Here is a 16,000-nt window from a genome sequence, read left to right as displayed (position 1 = left end):
GGATTTGGGTTCGCCGGCGGTCGTCAGTCGCGCAGTCCACTTTGCGCCCGCGCGCGCCGTCAGCTTGCCCGGCGACCGCTCAGCTTTGGCAGGGTGGGGCGTGCGTCGAGGAATTTGGACATGAACGCACCCGTCTCGTCCAGTGGCATCGGACGCGCGACTGCGTATCCCTGAACAAAGCCACAGCCGATCTGCGCCAGGTAGCTGTGTTCATCCGAGGTTTCGACACCCTCGGCCAGCGTCTTGATCTCCAGCCGCTCGGCCATGGCCAGGATCGCCAGAACCATGCGCCGTTGACGTGGGTCGCGATGGCAATCGGTGACAAAGCCGCGGTCGATCTTGATGCGGTTGACGCCGAAGTGATGCAGCGAGCCAAGTCCGGCGTACCCAATCCCGAAATCGTCTAGGTCCAGAAGACAGCCGGCCTGGGACAGTCGCATGACGTTGCTGCGGATCTGGTCACTGCTGTTCATCGGGCCGATGCTTTCCAGGACTTCGATGATCAGACGATCACGACTGATTTCATGGCGGTCCAGTTCCCACAGAACCATATCGACGAAAGCCGGGTCCGAAAGATCGCTTTGTTCGACATTCAGCGACACGTTCTTGATATTCCAGCCCTGTGCGTCCCAAAGCTGCAGTGCCAGCAGGCATTGCAACAGCATCGCGTGCGTCAGCGCGTTATGATCTGCCTTGTTCATGCTGGGGATGAAATCCTGCGGTCCCAGCAGGCCGCGCACCGGGTGGTTCCAGCGGGCGAGTGCCTCGAACCCCGTCACGTCGCCGGTGTCGCAGCAGACCTGAGGTTGAAAATAAGCCTGAATTTGCCCCTTGATGGCCGCGTCCTTGACCGTCGCAGGGATCAGATCGCCGCAGCCATTGCGATCATAGGCGACCAGTTTGATCCTGCCCAGTTGCTCAACCGGGTTGTCATTCAGGTGCCGCATTCCGCAACGCACGAGCTGCGCGACGTGCCGCGGCGGCTTGTCGAGGTTCTGGACCAGCACGCCGGTCAGGACAGGCTTTACGGTGATGCCATTCACCGGACATTCAGCCTGACAGGTTTGCTGCAATCTCTCCGCGATCCGCAGCGCCTCGACCTCGGATCTGGTGCGAAGCAGGATCGTAAAGACGCCTGGCGCGGCATTCTGGACGAAATCCTGCGGGCGAACCGTGTCGATCATGCGCATCGACAACTGCGCAAACAGATGCGCGACACCTGCCTGACCAAGATGATCTGCCAGAGGTGACAGATTTTCCAGCCTTAGCAGCAGCACAATCCGGTCGCGGGCAGGCTGCCTGCCAAAAATGCGCGCAACACGGCCAAGGCAACGTTCTTTCAGCCAGATGATCGAATTCATGCGCATGCCTTCCTCGCATCGGTTTCCCTGACGAGGTGTCTACGCCACAAATGTTTTTGTTCGATTAATGTTCCTGATCTGGAACGGCAGGAAAATCACTCGAATTTGAAGGATCTGGAAAAAGGCTGTCGAAATCGAACAGCTTGGGATCCAGCAGATGAGACGGGCGGATGTTCATCAGCGCCCGGAACATCACCTGACGGCGGCCGGGGCTGCGCGTTTCCCATTCATCCAGCAATTTCTTGACCTGAACCCGCTGCAGACCCTCCTGGCTTCCGCATAGATCGCAGGGAATGATCGGATAGTTCATCGCCCGCGCAAAGCGGTCGCAATCGGATTCGGCGATATAGGCCAGCGGTCGCAAAAGGTTCAGGTCACCCTCTTCATTCAACAGCTTGGGCGGCATCGTCGCCAGCCGACCACCATGAAACAGGTTCATGAAGAACGTTTCCAGGATGTCGTCGCGGTGGTGACCAAGTACTACGGCCGAGCATCCCTCTTCGCGCGCTATCCGGTACAGATTGCCGCGGCGCAGACGCGAACATAGCGCGCAATAGGTGCGGCCGGTGGGCACCTTGTCTTTCACGATCGAATAAGTGTCCTGATATTCGATCCGATGCGCGACCTCACGCTTGGTCAGGAATTCGGGTAAGACGGTCGCCGGAAATCCGGGCTGGCCCTGATCCAGATTGCAGGCCAGCAGATCGACCGGCAGCAACCCGCGCCATTTCAACTCGTGCAAGACCGCCAGCAGAGTATAGCTGTCCTTGCCGCCCGACAGGCAGACCAGCCAGCGATCACCCTCGCGGATCATGCCGTAATCGTCGATGGCGGCGCGGGTGTCGCGGACCAGCCGTTTGCGCAGCTTGCGGAACTCGGTCGACGAGGGGGCGCCATGGAACAGCGGGTGGATCTCGGTCTCATTGCCTTCGCGCTCATCCAGCATCGGAATGTCTTTCCTTGTCGGGGTCGGGGTCATGGGCTGTCCCCGGAACCGGATCATATCCATGCCCGCCCCATGGGTGACAACGCCCGATCCGACGGATTGTCAGCCAGCCGCCCTTAAGTGCGCCATGTCGTTCCAGCGCGTCTAGCGCATAGGCGGAACAGGTTGGTTGAAAGCGGCAGCCATGCCCGACCCAGGGCGAAGCGACCAGCCGGTATGTTCGGACGGGCAGTGCCAACAGATGTGCCAGCGGGCTCATGTCTTGTGTACCTTGTCCAGCGCCTTGGCCAGTTCCGCCAGCATCGTGGCGAAATCGCGGCTGACGGTCGCCTCAGGGCGGCCAACCAGCACATAATCCCAGCCTTCACGCGCGTTGCCGGGCATGATGTCGCGGGCCAATGCGCGCAGACGGCGCTTGGCCCGGTTGCGCAACACGGCGTTGCCGAGCTTTTTCGAGCAGGTATACCCGATTCGCGCGCCACCTTGATCGTCGCGCGCGCGCGCCTGCAGCAAAAAGCCGGGCATACCCTGCCGCCGCCCTTTGGCGGCAGCAAGAAAATCGGCACGCTTGCGCAGGGTTCCAGGCATAGCAAAAGCCGCCTTGCCGGCACCCTTTTGCTGCGGATCAGCGACAGGATGGGGCAGAGGCGGCATTGTCCGGGCCTCCGGTCTAGCGGCGGCGGGTTGCCCCGCCGACATGATCAGGCCGACAGACGCTTGCGGCCTTTGGCGCGGCGACGGTTCAGCACCAGACGGCCAGCTTTGGTCGCCATGCGAGCGCGGAAGCCGTGGCGACGCGCACGAACGAGGTTCGAGGGTTGGAAAGTGCGCTTCATGGTCGTTTCTCCGGATCGGGTTCTTGCGGATGGCGGTCAACACAGGCAGGCAAGATAATAGCCAAACGCCCGTGCGCGACAGCGCCGGTTATTCGAGAAGCGGTGGATAGGCCAGGGTCGCCACCAAGTCAACCACCGAAATCGGTCAGCGATGCGGCGGAACCGGATCATTGTCACGATTGTTTGACCTTTGAGGAACGAGCCCCCATTTGAAGCGCAATGCGCACGGCGTCAGAACCGGAAACATGATGCGATTGAATACCCTTTCGGGCCGCTTTGCCGCACTGACGATTATGTTCGTCGTGCTGGCCGAGTTGTTTATCCTGCTGCCTGCCCTCTCGGATTTTCGCCGTGACTATCTGGAATCGCGGTTGGAGCGCGCGCAAATCGCCAGTCTTGCGCTGCTGACCACGGATGAAACCATCGCATCGGAGCTGGAAAGCGAATTGCTGCAAAATGCGGGCGTTTTCAACGTCGTCTTGCGACGGGATGATATCAGACAGCTTGTGCTGTCCTCGCAACTGCCCGGACCGGTCGAAGAGACCTATGATCTGCGTGAGATGACCGTTTTGGGCAGCATCGACGATTCGCTCAGGCAGCTTTTCGATGCCGAGCAGCGGGTGATCCGCGTGATCGGCGCACCGGTCAATCAGGCGGGCCAGTTGATCGAGATCACGATGGACGCGCAGCCGCTGCAGGTTGCGATGGTCGATTACGGGCTGCGCATTCTGGCCATCTCGGCGTTGTTTTCAGTGGTGACCGCATTGATGCTGAACCTCGTGGCGCAGCGGCTGATTCTCAAACCCATTCGCCGGGTGATCCAGCATATGACCGCCTATGCCGAGGCACCCGAGGATGTGCGGCATATCATCACGCCCGATGCCCGCATCGTCGAGCTGCGCGACGCAGAGGCGGCACTGGCTGCCATGCAAAAGACCGTGACCTCTTCGCTGAAGCAAAAGGAACGGATGGCGCAATTGGGGCAAGCCGTTGCCAAGATCAGCCACGACCTGCGCAATATCCTGACCACCAGCCAGATTTTTGCCGACCGGCTGGAAGACAGCGCCGATCCTCAGGTTCGCCGCGCCGCGCCAAAGCTGGTCAATTCGATCACCCGCGCGGTCAATCTGTGCGAGACGACACTGGCATTTGGCAAGGCAGAAGAGCCGGCCCCTTCGCTGTCCCGCTTCAGCATCAGTCAACTTGCGGCCGAGGTGATCGAGGCCGAAACGCTGGCAGGTGATGGCGTCGCGCATCCGGTTGAATTCGTGACCGACATCCCCGTCAGCCTGAACATCCGCGCGGATCGCGATCAGCTTTATCGCGTGCTGACCAACCTATCACGGAACGCGCGGCAGGCTATCGAAGGCACCGGCGGCGCGGGGGCGGTCGAGATCGGTGCCGGCGAGAATGATGCCGGTTGGTGGATCAGGGTTGGCGATACAGGGCCGGGTTTGCCCAGCAAGGCGCGCGAATATCTGTTCCAACCCTTTACCGGCAGTGCCCGCAAGGGCGGGACCGGTCTGGGCCTGACCATCGCCGCCGACTTGATCCGGGGTCATGGCGGGCGGCTGGAATTGTTGCGCAGCGATGAACAGGGCAGCGAATTCATGATCCATTTACCGCGCGAAATGACGGTGCTGCCGATGGGCGAGGCCACTGCAGCCCAATAGCGCCGAATTTTGCGCTTGCATCCCCTTTGGGCTGCAATTAGATCACCCCGACGACGGACCCGTAGCTCAGCTGGATAGAGCACTAGACTACGAATCTAGGGGTCGGGCGTTCGAATCGCTCCGGGTCCGCCATTTCCCTCCAGCCCACCTGTCAGGCAAAACTGACCTTGCTGGCACGTCCAGACCGGCTTGCAATCGGGCAAGGAAACCGGGTCTTTCGTGATGGATGTCAGAACGGCCACGGTCGACCTTGTAAGTACGATCCCGCTCTGGATTACTTGGTGTCAGACCACATTGACTGAGGGTTTTCTCGAAGGGAGCAAGCAAATGACGCTGGAAACATTGATCATCTTTGCCATTGCCGTCGCGATTGTCGGCTATCTGGCTTGGCGTAGCTGGCGCTGATCATGCGTGTTATCAACGGCTGAGGGGCTTACTCGCTTTCGCAGTTTGAGCGATGACGCCACGGCGTCCGGGCTGATCGCGCGCCGATTGAAAAAGCGCCTCGGTGCCTGGCCAAGATCGCCAGTTCTGGATCAATCCCGGCGGACCAACGGCTAATTTTGCCAAGTCATGCCGGCGAAATCCTCGCGAAACGCAAATCGTTTCAAATGATCATCAACAATGTGCTGCAGGCGGGCCAGCGCCTCTGCGTTCCCCGCCACCAGCGTTGCTGTCAGGGCAGTGTCGTGGGCGGTCAGCGCCGCTGTTCCAATATCGAAATTGATCTGGCCCTTGTCGCCCTCGACGGTAGCCGGGATCTTGTGGGCGAAGTGTTTACATAGCTGAATCAGATACTTGCTTGAGTTTTCTGTCTCAAAATTGCCTGTGATCTCGAATTGCTCTTGCATTTCCCATGTTCCTGAGTTTTTTAATCAACAATCATCTGATTGGCATCGGCGGGGATCAATTGTCAACATCCGAACCCGCACACGCAGCAAAAGGAATTCCGTGATGAAAGCGTTTCTCTGTGCCCTCGCACTGACATTGCCCACAACATTGCACGCCCAAAACGTGTCGATCGACAGCGCCGCCGGCCCGGCCGAGGTGGCGGTCGCCCCGGCCAAGGTCGTTGCACTGGATTTTGCTGCGCTGGACACGTTGGACGCACTGGGTGTGGCTGTTGCGGGGCGGCCCGATTTCACGCCGCCGGCCTATCTGGCCGACGCGGTGACCGGCATTCCGACCGTCGGCACCCTGTTCGAACCCGATTTCGAAGCGCTCGCCGTCATGGCGCCAGACCTGATCGTTGCGGGGGGCCGTTCGCAAACGCAGGTTCCTGCGCTGTCAAAGCTGGCGCCGACAATCGACATGACGATTTCCGGTGAGGATCTGGTCAACCAGATAAAGTCGCGCATCGATGCCTACGGCACCATTTTCGAAAAGACAGAGCAGGCAGCACAGCTGAAAACCCGGTTGGACGCGGCTATGTCGGAAACAGCCGCGGCCGTCAGCGACAAGGGTGACGCACTGATCCTGCTGACACATGGTGGCAAGATTTCGGCCTATGGCGCCAATTCACGCTTTGGCTGGCTGCATGGCGAAGTGGGCCTGACCGAGGCCGTTCCAAATCTGGAGGCCGGCAACCATGGCGAGGCCGTGTCCTTCGAGTTCGTTGCAGATGCGGACCCTGACTGGCTGCTGGTCATCGACCGGGGCGCTGCGGTCGGACAAGAGGGCGAGGCAGCCGCAGCGACGCTGGACAACCCTCTGATCGCGGCAACCAAGGCGGGGCAGAACGGACAGATCATCTACCTCGACGCGGCAGCGATGTATCTGGCGGGCGGCGGCATCCAGTCCATCATGCTGACGCTAGAGCAGCTGAAGACCGCCTTCGCCGGCGCGAATAGCTGACGAATGCTGCGCTTGGCCACGATCATCGGGCTGGCCCTGCTGTTGCTGGCCAGCCTTTCCGTCGGGGCTGCCGATCTGGGCGCGCAGGACGATGGCGGGCTGTTTTTGATGCTGGTCAGCCGCGTGCCTCGAACGGCTGCCGCGCTGTTGGCCGGTGCTGGGCTGGCGCTGTCCGGTGCGGTGGTTCAACTGGCGGTGCAAAACCGGCTGGTTGAGCCGGGCCTGACCGGCACGCCCGAATCCGCGATGGCAGGCCTGCTGGCGGTCACCTTGATTGATCCGGGGGCCGCGTTGATGGTCAAGATGATCGTTGCTTCGCTGGCGGCGGTTGTGGGGACCGGGGGTTTCCTGATCCTCGCCCGCCATATCCCGAGGCAGGATCCCGTGATGCTGCCTCTGGTCGGGTTGATCTATGCCGGCATATTGGGGGCCGGTGTGACGGCGGTCGCCTGGTCGACGGATCTCCTGCAATATCTGGGTGCCTGGCAGGCTGGTGAGTTCTCCGGCGTCCTGCGGGGGCGCTATGAATTGCTGTGGGTGATCGCGCTGGCGGCAGTGCTGCTGTACCTGGCGGCAGACCGGATCACCCTGCTGGGGCTGGGCGAAGATCGCGCACGCAGCCTTGGGCTGGACGCCCGTCAGACCATGCTTGCCGCCCTTGTGCTGGTGGCGGTCATGGTCTCAGCCACCGTGGTCACGGTCGGGGCGCTGCCATTCGTGGGTCTGGTGGTGCCGAATATCATCTCGCGCTGGCGCGGCGATCATCTGCGTGCCAACCTGCCGTGGATCGCGCTGGCCGGTGGGTTAGCGGTACTGGCATCCGATGTCATCGGACGGGTGATCCGCTGGCCCTATGAAATTCCCGCCGGTGCGATTTTTGCCGTGGTCGGTGCCGCGATATTCCTGTGGCTGCTCTATGCCGCGCCGGCTGCGCGATCCGACCATGGCTGAACGTCGGTTGATCTTACTGGCGCTGGCCTTGTTATTGGCCTCGGCGCTTTACCTGTGTTGGGGGCTGCGCAGCCCCTACCAGATCATCTTGTCGCTGCGAGGCGCGAAATTGACTGCCCTTGTGCTGGTGGGGGCATCGGCCGGGGCGGCGACCGTGATCTTTCAAACCATCATCGGAAACAGGTTGCTTACCCCCGGCATCGTGGGTTTCGACGCGCTGTTCGTGCTGATCCAGACGCTGCTGGTTCTGCTGTTGGGTGGAATTGGCTTTGCGACATTGCCGACCCTGCCCAAGTTTCTGTTAGAGACCGCCTGTCTGGCTGGCGCGGCCACGGCGCTTTTTGGCACGGTCCTGCGGTTTGGTGCCCATGACATGACCCGACTGGTACTGACAGGTGTGATCATGGGCATTCTCATGCGCGGGCTGACGGGTTTCATGCAGCGCATTCTGGATCCCTCCGAATTCGCCATCGTCCAGGGTGCCAGCTTTGCCAGCTTTTCCGGGATAGAGCCGGTGCAACTTGCTATTGCCGCGCCATTTGTGGTGTTCGCCTTGGCCGCATGCCTGCGCCTGGCACCGGCCCTGGATGTTGCCGCTTTGGGCCGAACCCATGCGCGAAGCCTTGGGGTCGACCACGACAGGCTGGCTCTGATCACGTTGATCATCATCGCCGCTTTGGTCGCGACGTCGACGGCACTGATCGGACCGATCAGTTTTCTGGGGTTGCTTGCCGCCAGCCTTGCTGCGGCGCTTTTGCCGACATGGCGGCATGCGATCCTGATCCCGGCGGCCGCGATGCTGGGGGCGCTGATCCTTGTCGCCGGCCAGTTCGTGTTCGAGCGTCTTCTGGCACTGCAATCGACGCTCGCCGTCATCGTCGAGTTTCTGGGCGGGCTGGTATTCCTGGCACTGGTGCTGCGAAGGCGCCCGCGATGATAGAGATATCGGGCCTCTATCTGCAACATGACGGCCAGCAGATCCTGAAGGATATCGATGCGCAAATACCCGCGTCGGGGCTGACTGCGGTTATCGGACCGAACGGGGCGGGCAAGTCCAGCCTGTTGCACTGCCTTGCGGGCCTCGTGGCCCCGAGCGAAGGGAGTATTCGGGTCAACGGTATTGATATCATCGCGGCTCGCGCGGAAGAGAGGGCTCGTGTCGTTGCCTTGTTGCCGCAAGGGACGTCGTCCCTGCCGCGCCTGACGGTTGCCGATCTGGTGGCCTTTGGGCGGTGGCCGCATCACCGAGGGCGCCCCGGCCCGCAGGACCACGAAATTGTCGCCGCCTCTCTGCGGGTGTTTGATCTGGAGGCATTGGCCGATCGGCGCTTGGACACGCTGTCGGGCGGCCAGCGGCAGCGCGCCTTTGTCGCCATGGCATACGCGCAATCGACCCCATGGATTTTGCTTGATGAGCCACTGTCTGCGCTGGATCCCAAATATGCCATCGATATCATGCGTCGTATTCATGCCCTGTCCCGTCCCGGCGCCGATATACGGGGTCCCGTCGTTGTTCTTCATGATCTTGGCATGGCCGCGCGGTACGCCGACTGGATCCTGTGTCTAAAGGACGGACATTTGTTCAAATCCGCGCCACGCGCCGAGGTCGTGACCAGCAACACCCTGAGTGAGTTGTTCGATACGGCCATCACCGTCGAGCAGGTGAAAGGCTGCCCAGTTGTGATCGTCGAGTGATCTGAAACGCGCCTGCGCTACTCGTCGAAATCTATGGCCGGTAACCTTGCAATGCGACAGCAGTTCGTAGGCCTTGGTCGACGCTGCGATGCGACAAGTTCGTGGCCGTCATGCCACTGGGCGCGACCAGAGGGTGCAGAGAACTATCGGAAAGTGGAAAGCAATGTGCACCTGGATTTCGACGTTGACGAACGCCTTGCTTGTACTAGTTCTGCATTATTGCACGATCAATTCGGCATGCAGCGCGCCGGCGGCGTGGATTGATTTCAAGACGTCAATCATATCCCGAGGCCCCACACCCAGCGCATTCAGCCCGGCGATAACGTCGGTCAAAGATGCCTCGGACGGCAGTTCGGCGAATCCGATGCCGGGTTCTTCACGAATCTCTGCAAAGCTGCGCGGCACCACGACCGTCTCACCCGCCGCGAAGGGGTTCGGCTGTGAAACCTCGGGTGCTTCGTGCACTCTCAGCGTCAGATTTCCCTGCGAGACGGCGACCCGAGAGATCCGCACACGCTCACCAATGACAATTGTCCCGGATTTGTGGTCGATGACGACACGCGCGCGGCTGTCCGGCTGAATCTCGAGGTTTTCGATCCGGCCCAAGACATGGGCGGGATTGATATCACCCAATGCCCGAAAATCGACCTGAACCGTACCTGAATCGAGTGCTGTCGCAACTTGCCGGTTCAGGGCACGGTTGACCGCTGCCTCGACCTGTGTCGCCGTCGTGAAATCAGAATTGTGCAGCGCAATCCGAATGTTCTCAATCTCGCCCAACTCAAAATCAACTTCGCGCTCGACGCGTGCGCCGACCGGGATGGAGACGGTGGTCGGCACCCCCTCAACCACGCGTGCGGCCTCTCCGCCGGCCGCGGTGCCACCCGCGATGACTGAGCCCTGCGCGACGGCATAAACGTTCCCGTCTGCGGCCTTCAGCGGCGTGAGGACCAAGGTGCCGCCGAGCAGGCTTTTTGCGTCGCCGATCGCGGCGACGTTGATATCCAACCGGCTGCCCGAGCGTGCAAAGGGGGGCAGCTCCGCGGTGACGACCACCGCCGCCACGTTTTTTGATCGAAGTTCCTGATCACCGACATTTACCCCTAGACGTTCCAGAATGCCTGCCAGAATTTCCTCGGTGTAAGGTGCATTCCTTAGACTATCGCCCGACCCATCAAGACCAACGACCAGCCCATAGCCGATCAGGTCATTGCCGCGGACGCCATCGAAATCGGCCAGATCCTTGATGCGAACGGGCGCCGCAGAGACTGTCGAAACCAGCAGCACGAAAGCCGCGATCAGTTTGAAAATGAATGTCACCGCAGATAGTCCACCAGATTAAGGCCCGAAAGGCGAGCGGTCAGCGTGTAGAGGGTTTCCATCTGGACCTGCACTTGTTGCAGCGCGGTCGCGGTCAGAAATGGATCGGCCGTGATGAGGTTCGATCGGCCAATCTCAGCAACGGCCAGCGCGTTTGAATGCTCGGTCCCGAACCTCTCTGCCAAAGACTGCAACAGTCCAACCCTCCCCATTTCGTCCAGAACAGCCGTTTCGTTCGATCGCAGCAATGCGCCCGCACGATCAACCATGCTCAGTCGCTCGGTGTCAGCGGCGGCCAGGGTGGGGGCGTTCGAAAGCGCTGCGACCGCGAGGCCTTTTAGCAGATTTCTGATCGCCGGCGTTGCACCGCTTGTCGAAAACGAGATCACGCGTTCCTCGGCGATCTGGGCCAATCTTGGCTCGCCGATCGTCCCGTTATAGGCAAAGTCCAGGTACCCACCGCCGCCCGGCGCTGCATCGAACCAGTCAATGATTGCCGTTTCGACATCGGCTGCTGTCGACATGCCAGCGGTCACGGCCTGCAGTTCCGTCAGGATGGCCTCGGCACCAGCCAATGCCGGCGTGTCCGTTGCTTGACCGGCAAAAAGATGCAGGCCAGCCACGTTGGTATTCAGGCGCGCAACGGCGGCCCCGAACAGCGCCTGGGCTTGGCTGGCGCGCAATGAAACGGCCGTTGTGTTCGTCGCTGGCCTGGTTGCCAGAGCGTCGGCAGCGAACCCAGCCGCATCAGAGTGGAGGGCCGCCAGAACTTGTTGTGTCGCCTCAGCGATATTTGCCGCCTCCTGGCCGGAAGACTTGTACTGGTTCAGGATAGCGATCTGGCTTTCGAAATGATGCAATTGCGTCGTATTCCCGCCAAGGCGTCCCGCCTTGTCTGCGACGAGCCCTGTTGCAAGTTCGTCCGTGAGCACGTTCAGGCTGTTTCTGAGGTGCGCTGTCTGGTTTTGCAGCACGAATGCACGTGCTTGATCGCCTACGGAATGAATGGCCATATCATACCCTCAGAATAGTGTTCATCATTTCGTCGATCGCCTGAATGACGCGCGCATTTGCTGCATATGCCTGTTCGTATTGTAACAAGCGCTGCATTTCGCTGTCGGTGTCGACGCCATCTGCCATCAGGCGTTCAGATAGGCTGACTGCGCGCGTTTCGTGCAGCGTCGCGTCAGCTTCGGCGCTGATTCTGCGGCCGGCGATCTGAGACTCGAGCTTGGCGAAAAAGCCTGAAGCGTCGTGACGTCCGCTAAGATGGCCGCCTGGCGGTAAAGCATGGACGGCTTTCAGCGCACGAGACATCCCATCAAGCAATGAAGCGTCGCCAACGGGGCCGGGCCCTGCCGCGTTGATCCCGGCGCGCAGCCGCCAGATATCTCCGCCTGCCGGGGTGACGGTCGCGTTTATGGATATTCGCGCTGCGAAACCCAGGCTAGGCAGAGGGGCAGCAATCGTGCCCGCGTCAGTGAACAATCCGGGTTGCCCAGGCGCAAGCGACGGATCGGTCGCGGGATCTGCGAAGCGATGATAGATATCGTATGCGAGTGAATCCAGCTCAGCCTGAATTTGCGGCGCGTGGGAGTCACGAATTGCGAACGCCGCCGAAAGCGAACCGCCCTCGAACAGTCGAAGTCCGGAACCGGAAATCTCATCGCCATTGAAGACAATGCCTCCGACACCGGCGGTGCCAAGCGTCATGTCTGCGGTAAACTGACCGGCCGGCGTGAAGGACAGCTGGGCAGGTGTCAGCCCGTCCAAAAGGACGGCACCTTCCGCGGTGAAAACCGACACCCTTCCAGCATCGCGCGAGACGACGCGCAGAGGGACGATGTCAGAGATGCTGTCGATGACGGCCTGCCGCTCGTCATGCAGGGACGATATGTCCTGACCACTCGAGCTAAATCCGGCGATCTGCTTGTTCAGTTTGGCTACTTTTTCCAGCCCGCTTTGCAGTGCGGTGATTTGGGTATCAATGCTGATATCTGCGGCCGTGCGGGCGTCCTGCACAGTGCGTGAGGCCTGCTGCAGCCGATCTGTCAGGCTTTCGGCTGCTTCGACGACCTTGAGCAGACGCAGGTCCTCGTCGGGGCGCGATGCGGCGTCAATCAGTGCTGTCTCGAACTGCGTCAACGCGGTGCTGATTGCAGATGTTTCGCCGGGTAGGCCGACGGCATTCTCGACCATGTTGAAAAATGCGGCCAGATCCGAACTGCCCGATCGGGCGGCATAAGACAGGCGCGCCTCTGACAGCAGGGCCGTGTTGACGATCCTGTTGACGCCGTCGATGCGGACGCCCCCGGATTGCCCGCCCAAGGACTGCGCCGACAGCGACATTTCGCGCCGCGCATAGCCGGGTGTCATCACGTTGGCGATGTTTGCGGCGACGGTTTCCGTGCCGCGCGAGGTTGCGGCGAGGCCGGTCACCGCATTCGACAGTGCTTTCGCGATGCTCATGCTGCTAACTCCCGGTAAGGGGCCAGATCACCGTAAGTGATCAGCGTTTGATGTTGGTGGTTTCCTGCAGCATCTCATCGACGGTCTGGATGATCTTGGCGTTCGACGAATAGGCACGTTGGGTCTGGATCAGATCCGTCAACTCGGCAGCCACATCTGTCGTTGACGCCTCAAGCGCGTACCCGTTGACAGACCCTGTCGGCCCATCACCAGCGTCCCACAGGAAGAAAGAGCCAGATGTGGGCGAAACCATATAAGTTTGAGAATCCATCGAGACCAGGCCGTTCGGGTTCGGCACATCGACCAGCGGGATCTGATACAGGGTCTTGATGAAGCCGGTATCATAGGTCGCGCGAATAAAGCCGTTCTCGTCGATCTCGACCGTGGTCAGGTGCCCCACCGGAGAGCCGTTCTTGGTGATGTTGGTTGGAGAGAAGCTGGCTGACAGCTGCTTCAGCTTGCTGATCGCGCCGGGCATGCCGATATCCAAGGCCATTGGTCCGCCGGCCAGATTCAGCATGATTTCGCCCGAGGCCACGTCATAGGGGTCGCCGGAAAGCGTCGTCACCGACAGGATATTGCCTCCTGCGGCCTGCGAATCGTCAAACACGACCTCATAGGTGCCAAGCAGATTTGATGCCGGATCAGTGGCCCCATCGCGCACTTCCAAGGTCCATGTATTTGAACGGCCGCTGGCGCCCGACACATCGGGAACAAATGTCAGGTTCAGGGATTCGGATGCGCCGAGGTTGTCGAAATACTCGATCTGCAGGTTCAAAGGGTCGCCAGGTGAACCGGCGAGCGTATCCTGTGCCGGCAAGTTAACCCCCAGTGAAACCTCTGTCGTTGGATCGCCTGAGGTCTGGTTGGTTTCGACCTGCACCGGCACCAGCCCGATTGCCGTATCGCGGGTCATGGTCGGAACCGACCCGTCCGAGCGTGCCGGCCAACCCAACAGAACCAGCCCGGAATCGGTGCGCAGGATGCCCTGGGCATCGGTATGGAACGACCCGGTGCGGGTCATCATCATCGGCAGATCCGAAAAGCCGTTATCAAGGTCGACGGCGGATGTGACAGGCAGCATGCCGCGTCCGGCGATGGCGATATCCATGGCGTTCGACGTCGATATCATCGCGCCGCTTTCACTGATCACGCGCCGCGACGAGGCCTGAACACCGCCTGCGGAATACGACCCGGAATTGCGGGTCTGGTTCAGGACGATTGAATCAAAATTGGTTTCCACCCGCTTGTATCCGTAGGTCCCGGAATTCGCGATGTTGTCCGAAATGGTGGCGAGCTTGGTCGAGTTTGCGGCAAGACCGGAAACGCCGGCATTCAGGGCAGAGGACATCGACATGGACAGTAATCCTTGTATGAATTCGTGGGCTTCAACATGGCCGCGAAACTTTAAGATTCGCCTAACCTACCACGGCGTTTTCACCCGCCGGGCCGCCGAATTCCTACAATGTTATTGAAACGCAGCGCCTGATCCCGCTCCGCACACAGCAGAACTGGGCGCTTGCCGCGCTGGCGTTGCGGCGTCCTGTGCGCCGGATTGATCGTTCAGTTGGACCCTTGATCCGCCAGCGGGCTCGATGACTGCAGCGCCCTTGCCGCAGCAGAGATACCGTCTGCCAAAGGCAGCAGATCGGCCTGCAGCGCATGATAGATATCCGGCTTTCCGCTGAACTGGGTCATTGCCGGCTGGTTGTTCGCGTCAAGCTCCGGCAGCCAGCCGCCGCGTTCGGCATCAATCAGATGCTGATCTGCGAAACGCCATAATTTTCGATACCATTCTTCATCATCCGGGCCTGAGGATAGCTTGATAAAGGCAGCCATTGCCCCGATTGCCTCGGTCACCGGCCACCAATAGCGCGCACGGCGGGCGACTGTGCCATCGGGCGACAAGGTATAGACAAAGCCGCCGCGCGACCCGTCCCATGCATCGCCCAATGCACGATCTATCAACAAGCGCGCCCGATCCGGCGCGCCGTCATCCGGGCGTCCCATCAGATCCCAAAGCTGCAATTGCAGACGCCCCATTTCGAAGGAATGACCAGGCGTCGATCCGGCCGGGCGGAACATCGGATTGCCCTCGTAATCTGGATCGACCTGCCAGTGCTGCGTGTAATGTTCGGGTATGCGCCAATCCGACGCGGGCGCGATCCGGCCAAGGAAAAAGTCGAAAATCCGCTTGGCGCGGTCGAGGTAGATCCGCTCGCCTGTGGCCTCATGCGCGGCCAGCAAGGCCTCGACCCCGTGCATGTTGGCGTTCATGCCGCGATAGGTCGAGAATGGCTGCCAGTCTTGTGTGAATTCGTCGCGCAAGAGGCCCGCGCTTTCATCCCAATAATGACGCTCCAGCACGTCGGACGCATCGGCAAGAAGTCGGTCGGCTTCGGGATGGCCGGCCAGCTTTGCGGTCGAGGCAGCCAACAGGACAAAGACATGACCGTAGGCCAGCTTGACCCCGTCCGCCACATCCGCGCCGTCCACTGCCCAGACATAGCCGCCATGCCGGTTGTCGCGGTGCCGCGTCCACAGATCCTCCATCCCTCTGTCAATGATGCCCGCGTGATCAGGGCGGCCCGCCAGCCCCGCCAGTGCATAGCTGTGGATCAGGCGCGTGGTGGTGTGCAATTCCTGCGGACCGGGCAGGGGGCGCCCGGCGAAATCCAGCGTCACCAGACCGCCGTTCGCACCAAGGCTGGCATCGAAAAAGCCAAGTTGCCGATGCGCGTCGCGGGCCAGATAGGCCCGATGCGTCGCGTCTTGCAGCCAGGTGGCGGCATCGGGCGAGGCGAGAAGGTCGTTGCTCATCTGGCTCTCCTGTGTCGGGCGGCGTGCCACGGCGCGACACTAGCCGCAGATCGGAGGGGTGAGAATAGCTGCGAT

17 protein-coding genes and 1 tRNA gene are annotated in these 16,000 nt (G+C 60.8%); 7 read left to right on the top strand and 11 right to left on the bottom strand.

Annotation, left to right across the window (positions count from 1 at the left end):
- Nucleotides 1-59 precede the first annotated feature (59 nt).
- The 5 genes from CUV01_RS03525 to rpmH all read right to left on the bottom strand — a co-directional run bounded on the left by CUV01_RS03525 (nucleotide 60) and on the right by rpmH (nucleotide 3,143).
- The gene (locus CUV01_RS03525; protein WP_157994768.1) at nucleotides 60-1,361 is read right to left on the bottom strand and encodes a GGDEF domain-containing phosphodiesterase; all 1,302 of its coding nucleotides are present in this window, start codon (nucleotides 1,359-1,361) and stop codon (nucleotides 60-62) included.
- 64 nt (nucleotides 1,362-1,425) lie between these two features.
- The gene (gene ttcA / locus CUV01_RS03520) at nucleotides 1,426-2,307 is read right to left on the bottom strand and encodes a tRNA 2-thiocytidine(32) synthetase TtcA (protein WP_101459245.1); all 882 of its coding nucleotides are present in this window, start codon (nucleotides 2,305-2,307) and stop codon (nucleotides 1,426-1,428) included.
- Entirely contained in the window at nucleotides 2,297-2,566 is a 270-nt protein-coding gene (yidD, locus tag CUV01_RS03515) for a membrane protein insertion efficiency factor YidD (protein ID WP_101459244.1), read from the bottom strand. Before yidD ends, ttcA begins: the two co-directional genes overlap by 11 nt.
- Complete coding sequence (gene rnpA / locus CUV01_RS03510; RefSeq protein ID WP_101461844.1) at nucleotides 2,563-2,961, bottom strand: ribonuclease P protein component; 399 nt, start codon at nucleotides 2,959-2,961, stop codon at nucleotides 2,563-2,565. The genes yidD and rnpA overlap by 4 nt, the downstream gene beginning before the upstream one ends.
- A gap of 47 nt (nucleotides 2,962-3,008) precedes the next feature.
- Entirely contained in the window at nucleotides 3,009-3,143 is a 135-nt protein-coding gene (gene rpmH, locus CUV01_RS03505; RefSeq protein WP_101459243.1) for a 50S ribosomal protein L34, read from the bottom strand.
- Between the two features lie 248 nt (nucleotides 3,144-3,391).
- Here rpmH and CUV01_RS03500 point away from each other — a divergent pair, with 248 nt between their 5' ends.
- The 3 genes from CUV01_RS03500 (at nucleotide 3,392) to CUV01_RS03490 (ending at nucleotide 5,221) form a co-directional block, all read left to right on the top strand.
- The gene (locus tag CUV01_RS03500; protein WP_101461843.1) at nucleotides 3,392-4,816 is read left to right on the top strand and encodes a sensor histidine kinase; all 1,425 of its coding nucleotides are present in this window, start codon (nucleotides 3,392-3,394) and stop codon (nucleotides 4,814-4,816) included.
- Nucleotides 4,817-4,871: 55 nt separating this feature from the next.
- Nucleotides 4,872-4,948, top strand: a tRNA-Arg gene (locus tag CUV01_RS03495).
- A 90-nt stretch (nucleotides 4,949-5,038) separates the two neighbouring features.
- A complete protein-coding gene (locus CUV01_RS03490) occupies nucleotides 5,039-5,221 on the top strand; it encodes a hypothetical protein (RefSeq protein WP_101459242.1) in 183 nt (60 codons plus the stop codon).
- A 152-nt stretch (nucleotides 5,222-5,373) separates the two neighbouring features.
- On the opposite strand, the gene CUV01_RS03485 is transcribed toward CUV01_RS03490, so the two are convergent.
- A complete protein-coding gene (locus CUV01_RS03485; RefSeq protein ID WP_101459241.1) occupies nucleotides 5,374-5,667 on the bottom strand; it encodes a DUF2218 domain-containing protein in 294 nt (97 codons plus the stop codon).
- Nucleotides 5,668-5,770: 103 nt separating this feature from the next.
- Between CUV01_RS03485 and CUV01_RS03480 the strand changes: the two genes are divergently transcribed.
- Genes CUV01_RS03480 through CUV01_RS03465 form a run of 4 tightly spaced genes read left to right on the top strand, consistent with a single transcriptional unit; the run spans nucleotide 5,771 to nucleotide 9,316 of the window.
- The gene (locus CUV01_RS03480; RefSeq protein WP_101459240.1) at nucleotides 5,771-6,670 is read left to right on the top strand and encodes a siderophore ABC transporter substrate-binding protein; all 900 of its coding nucleotides are present in this window, start codon (nucleotides 5,771-5,773) and stop codon (nucleotides 6,668-6,670) included.
- 3 nt (nucleotides 6,671-6,673) lie between these two features.
- The gene (locus tag CUV01_RS03475; RefSeq protein WP_101459239.1) at nucleotides 6,674-7,621 is read left to right on the top strand and encodes an iron chelate uptake ABC transporter family permease subunit; all 948 of its coding nucleotides are present in this window, start codon (nucleotides 6,674-6,676) and stop codon (nucleotides 7,619-7,621) included.
- A complete protein-coding gene (locus CUV01_RS03470; RefSeq protein ID WP_101461842.1) occupies nucleotides 7,614-8,558 on the top strand; it encodes an iron chelate uptake ABC transporter family permease subunit in 945 nt (314 codons plus the stop codon). The genes CUV01_RS03475 and CUV01_RS03470 overlap by 8 nt, the downstream gene beginning before the upstream one ends.
- Entirely contained in the window at nucleotides 8,555-9,316 is a 762-nt protein-coding gene (locus CUV01_RS03465) for an ATP-binding cassette domain-containing protein (RefSeq protein ID WP_101459238.1), read from the top strand. Before CUV01_RS03470 ends, CUV01_RS03465 begins: the two co-directional genes overlap by 4 nt.
- A gap of 216 nt (nucleotides 9,317-9,532) precedes the next feature.
- Here the strand turns inward: CUV01_RS03465 and CUV01_RS03460 are convergent, their stop codons facing one another.
- The 5 genes from CUV01_RS03460 to CUV01_RS03440 all read right to left on the bottom strand — a co-directional run bounded on the left by CUV01_RS03460 (nucleotide 9,533) and on the right by CUV01_RS03440 (nucleotide 15,925).
- Nucleotides 9,533-10,636, bottom strand: a complete 1,104-nt coding sequence (locus CUV01_RS03460) for a flagellar basal body P-ring protein FlgI (protein ID WP_422385861.1) — start codon at nucleotides 10,634-10,636, stop codon at nucleotides 9,533-9,535.
- Nucleotides 10,633-11,649, bottom strand: a complete 1,017-nt coding sequence (locus CUV01_RS03455) for a hypothetical protein (RefSeq protein ID WP_101459237.1) — start codon at nucleotides 11,647-11,649, stop codon at nucleotides 10,633-10,635. The genes CUV01_RS03460 and CUV01_RS03455 overlap by 4 nt, the downstream gene beginning before the upstream one ends.
- A 1-nt stretch (nucleotide 11,650) precedes the next feature.
- Nucleotides 11,651-13,075, bottom strand: coding sequence for a flagellar hook-associated protein FlgK (gene flgK / locus CUV01_RS03450; RefSeq protein WP_157994767.1), 1,425 nt, complete (start codon nucleotides 13,073-13,075; stop codon nucleotides 11,651-11,653).
- Nucleotides 13,076-13,145: 70 nt separating this feature from the next.
- Nucleotides 13,146-14,462, bottom strand: a complete 1,317-nt coding sequence (locus CUV01_RS03445; protein WP_101459235.1) for a flagellar hook protein FlgE — start codon at nucleotides 14,460-14,462, stop codon at nucleotides 13,146-13,148.
- A gap of 206 nt (nucleotides 14,463-14,668) precedes the next feature.
- Nucleotides 14,669-15,925, bottom strand: a complete 1,257-nt coding sequence (locus CUV01_RS03440; RefSeq protein WP_101459234.1) for an AGE family epimerase/isomerase — start codon at nucleotides 15,923-15,925, stop codon at nucleotides 14,669-14,671.
- Nucleotides 15,926-16,000 lie beyond the last annotated feature (75 nt).

It is taken from the genome of Paracoccus tegillarcae, assembly GCF_002847305.1.
GTDB lineage: Bacteria > Pseudomonadota > Alphaproteobacteria > Rhodobacterales > Rhodobacteraceae > Paracoccus > Paracoccus tegillarcae.
Note: the sequence above shows the minus strand (reverse complement) of the source record. Positions and strands in the feature narration are given on the sequence as shown.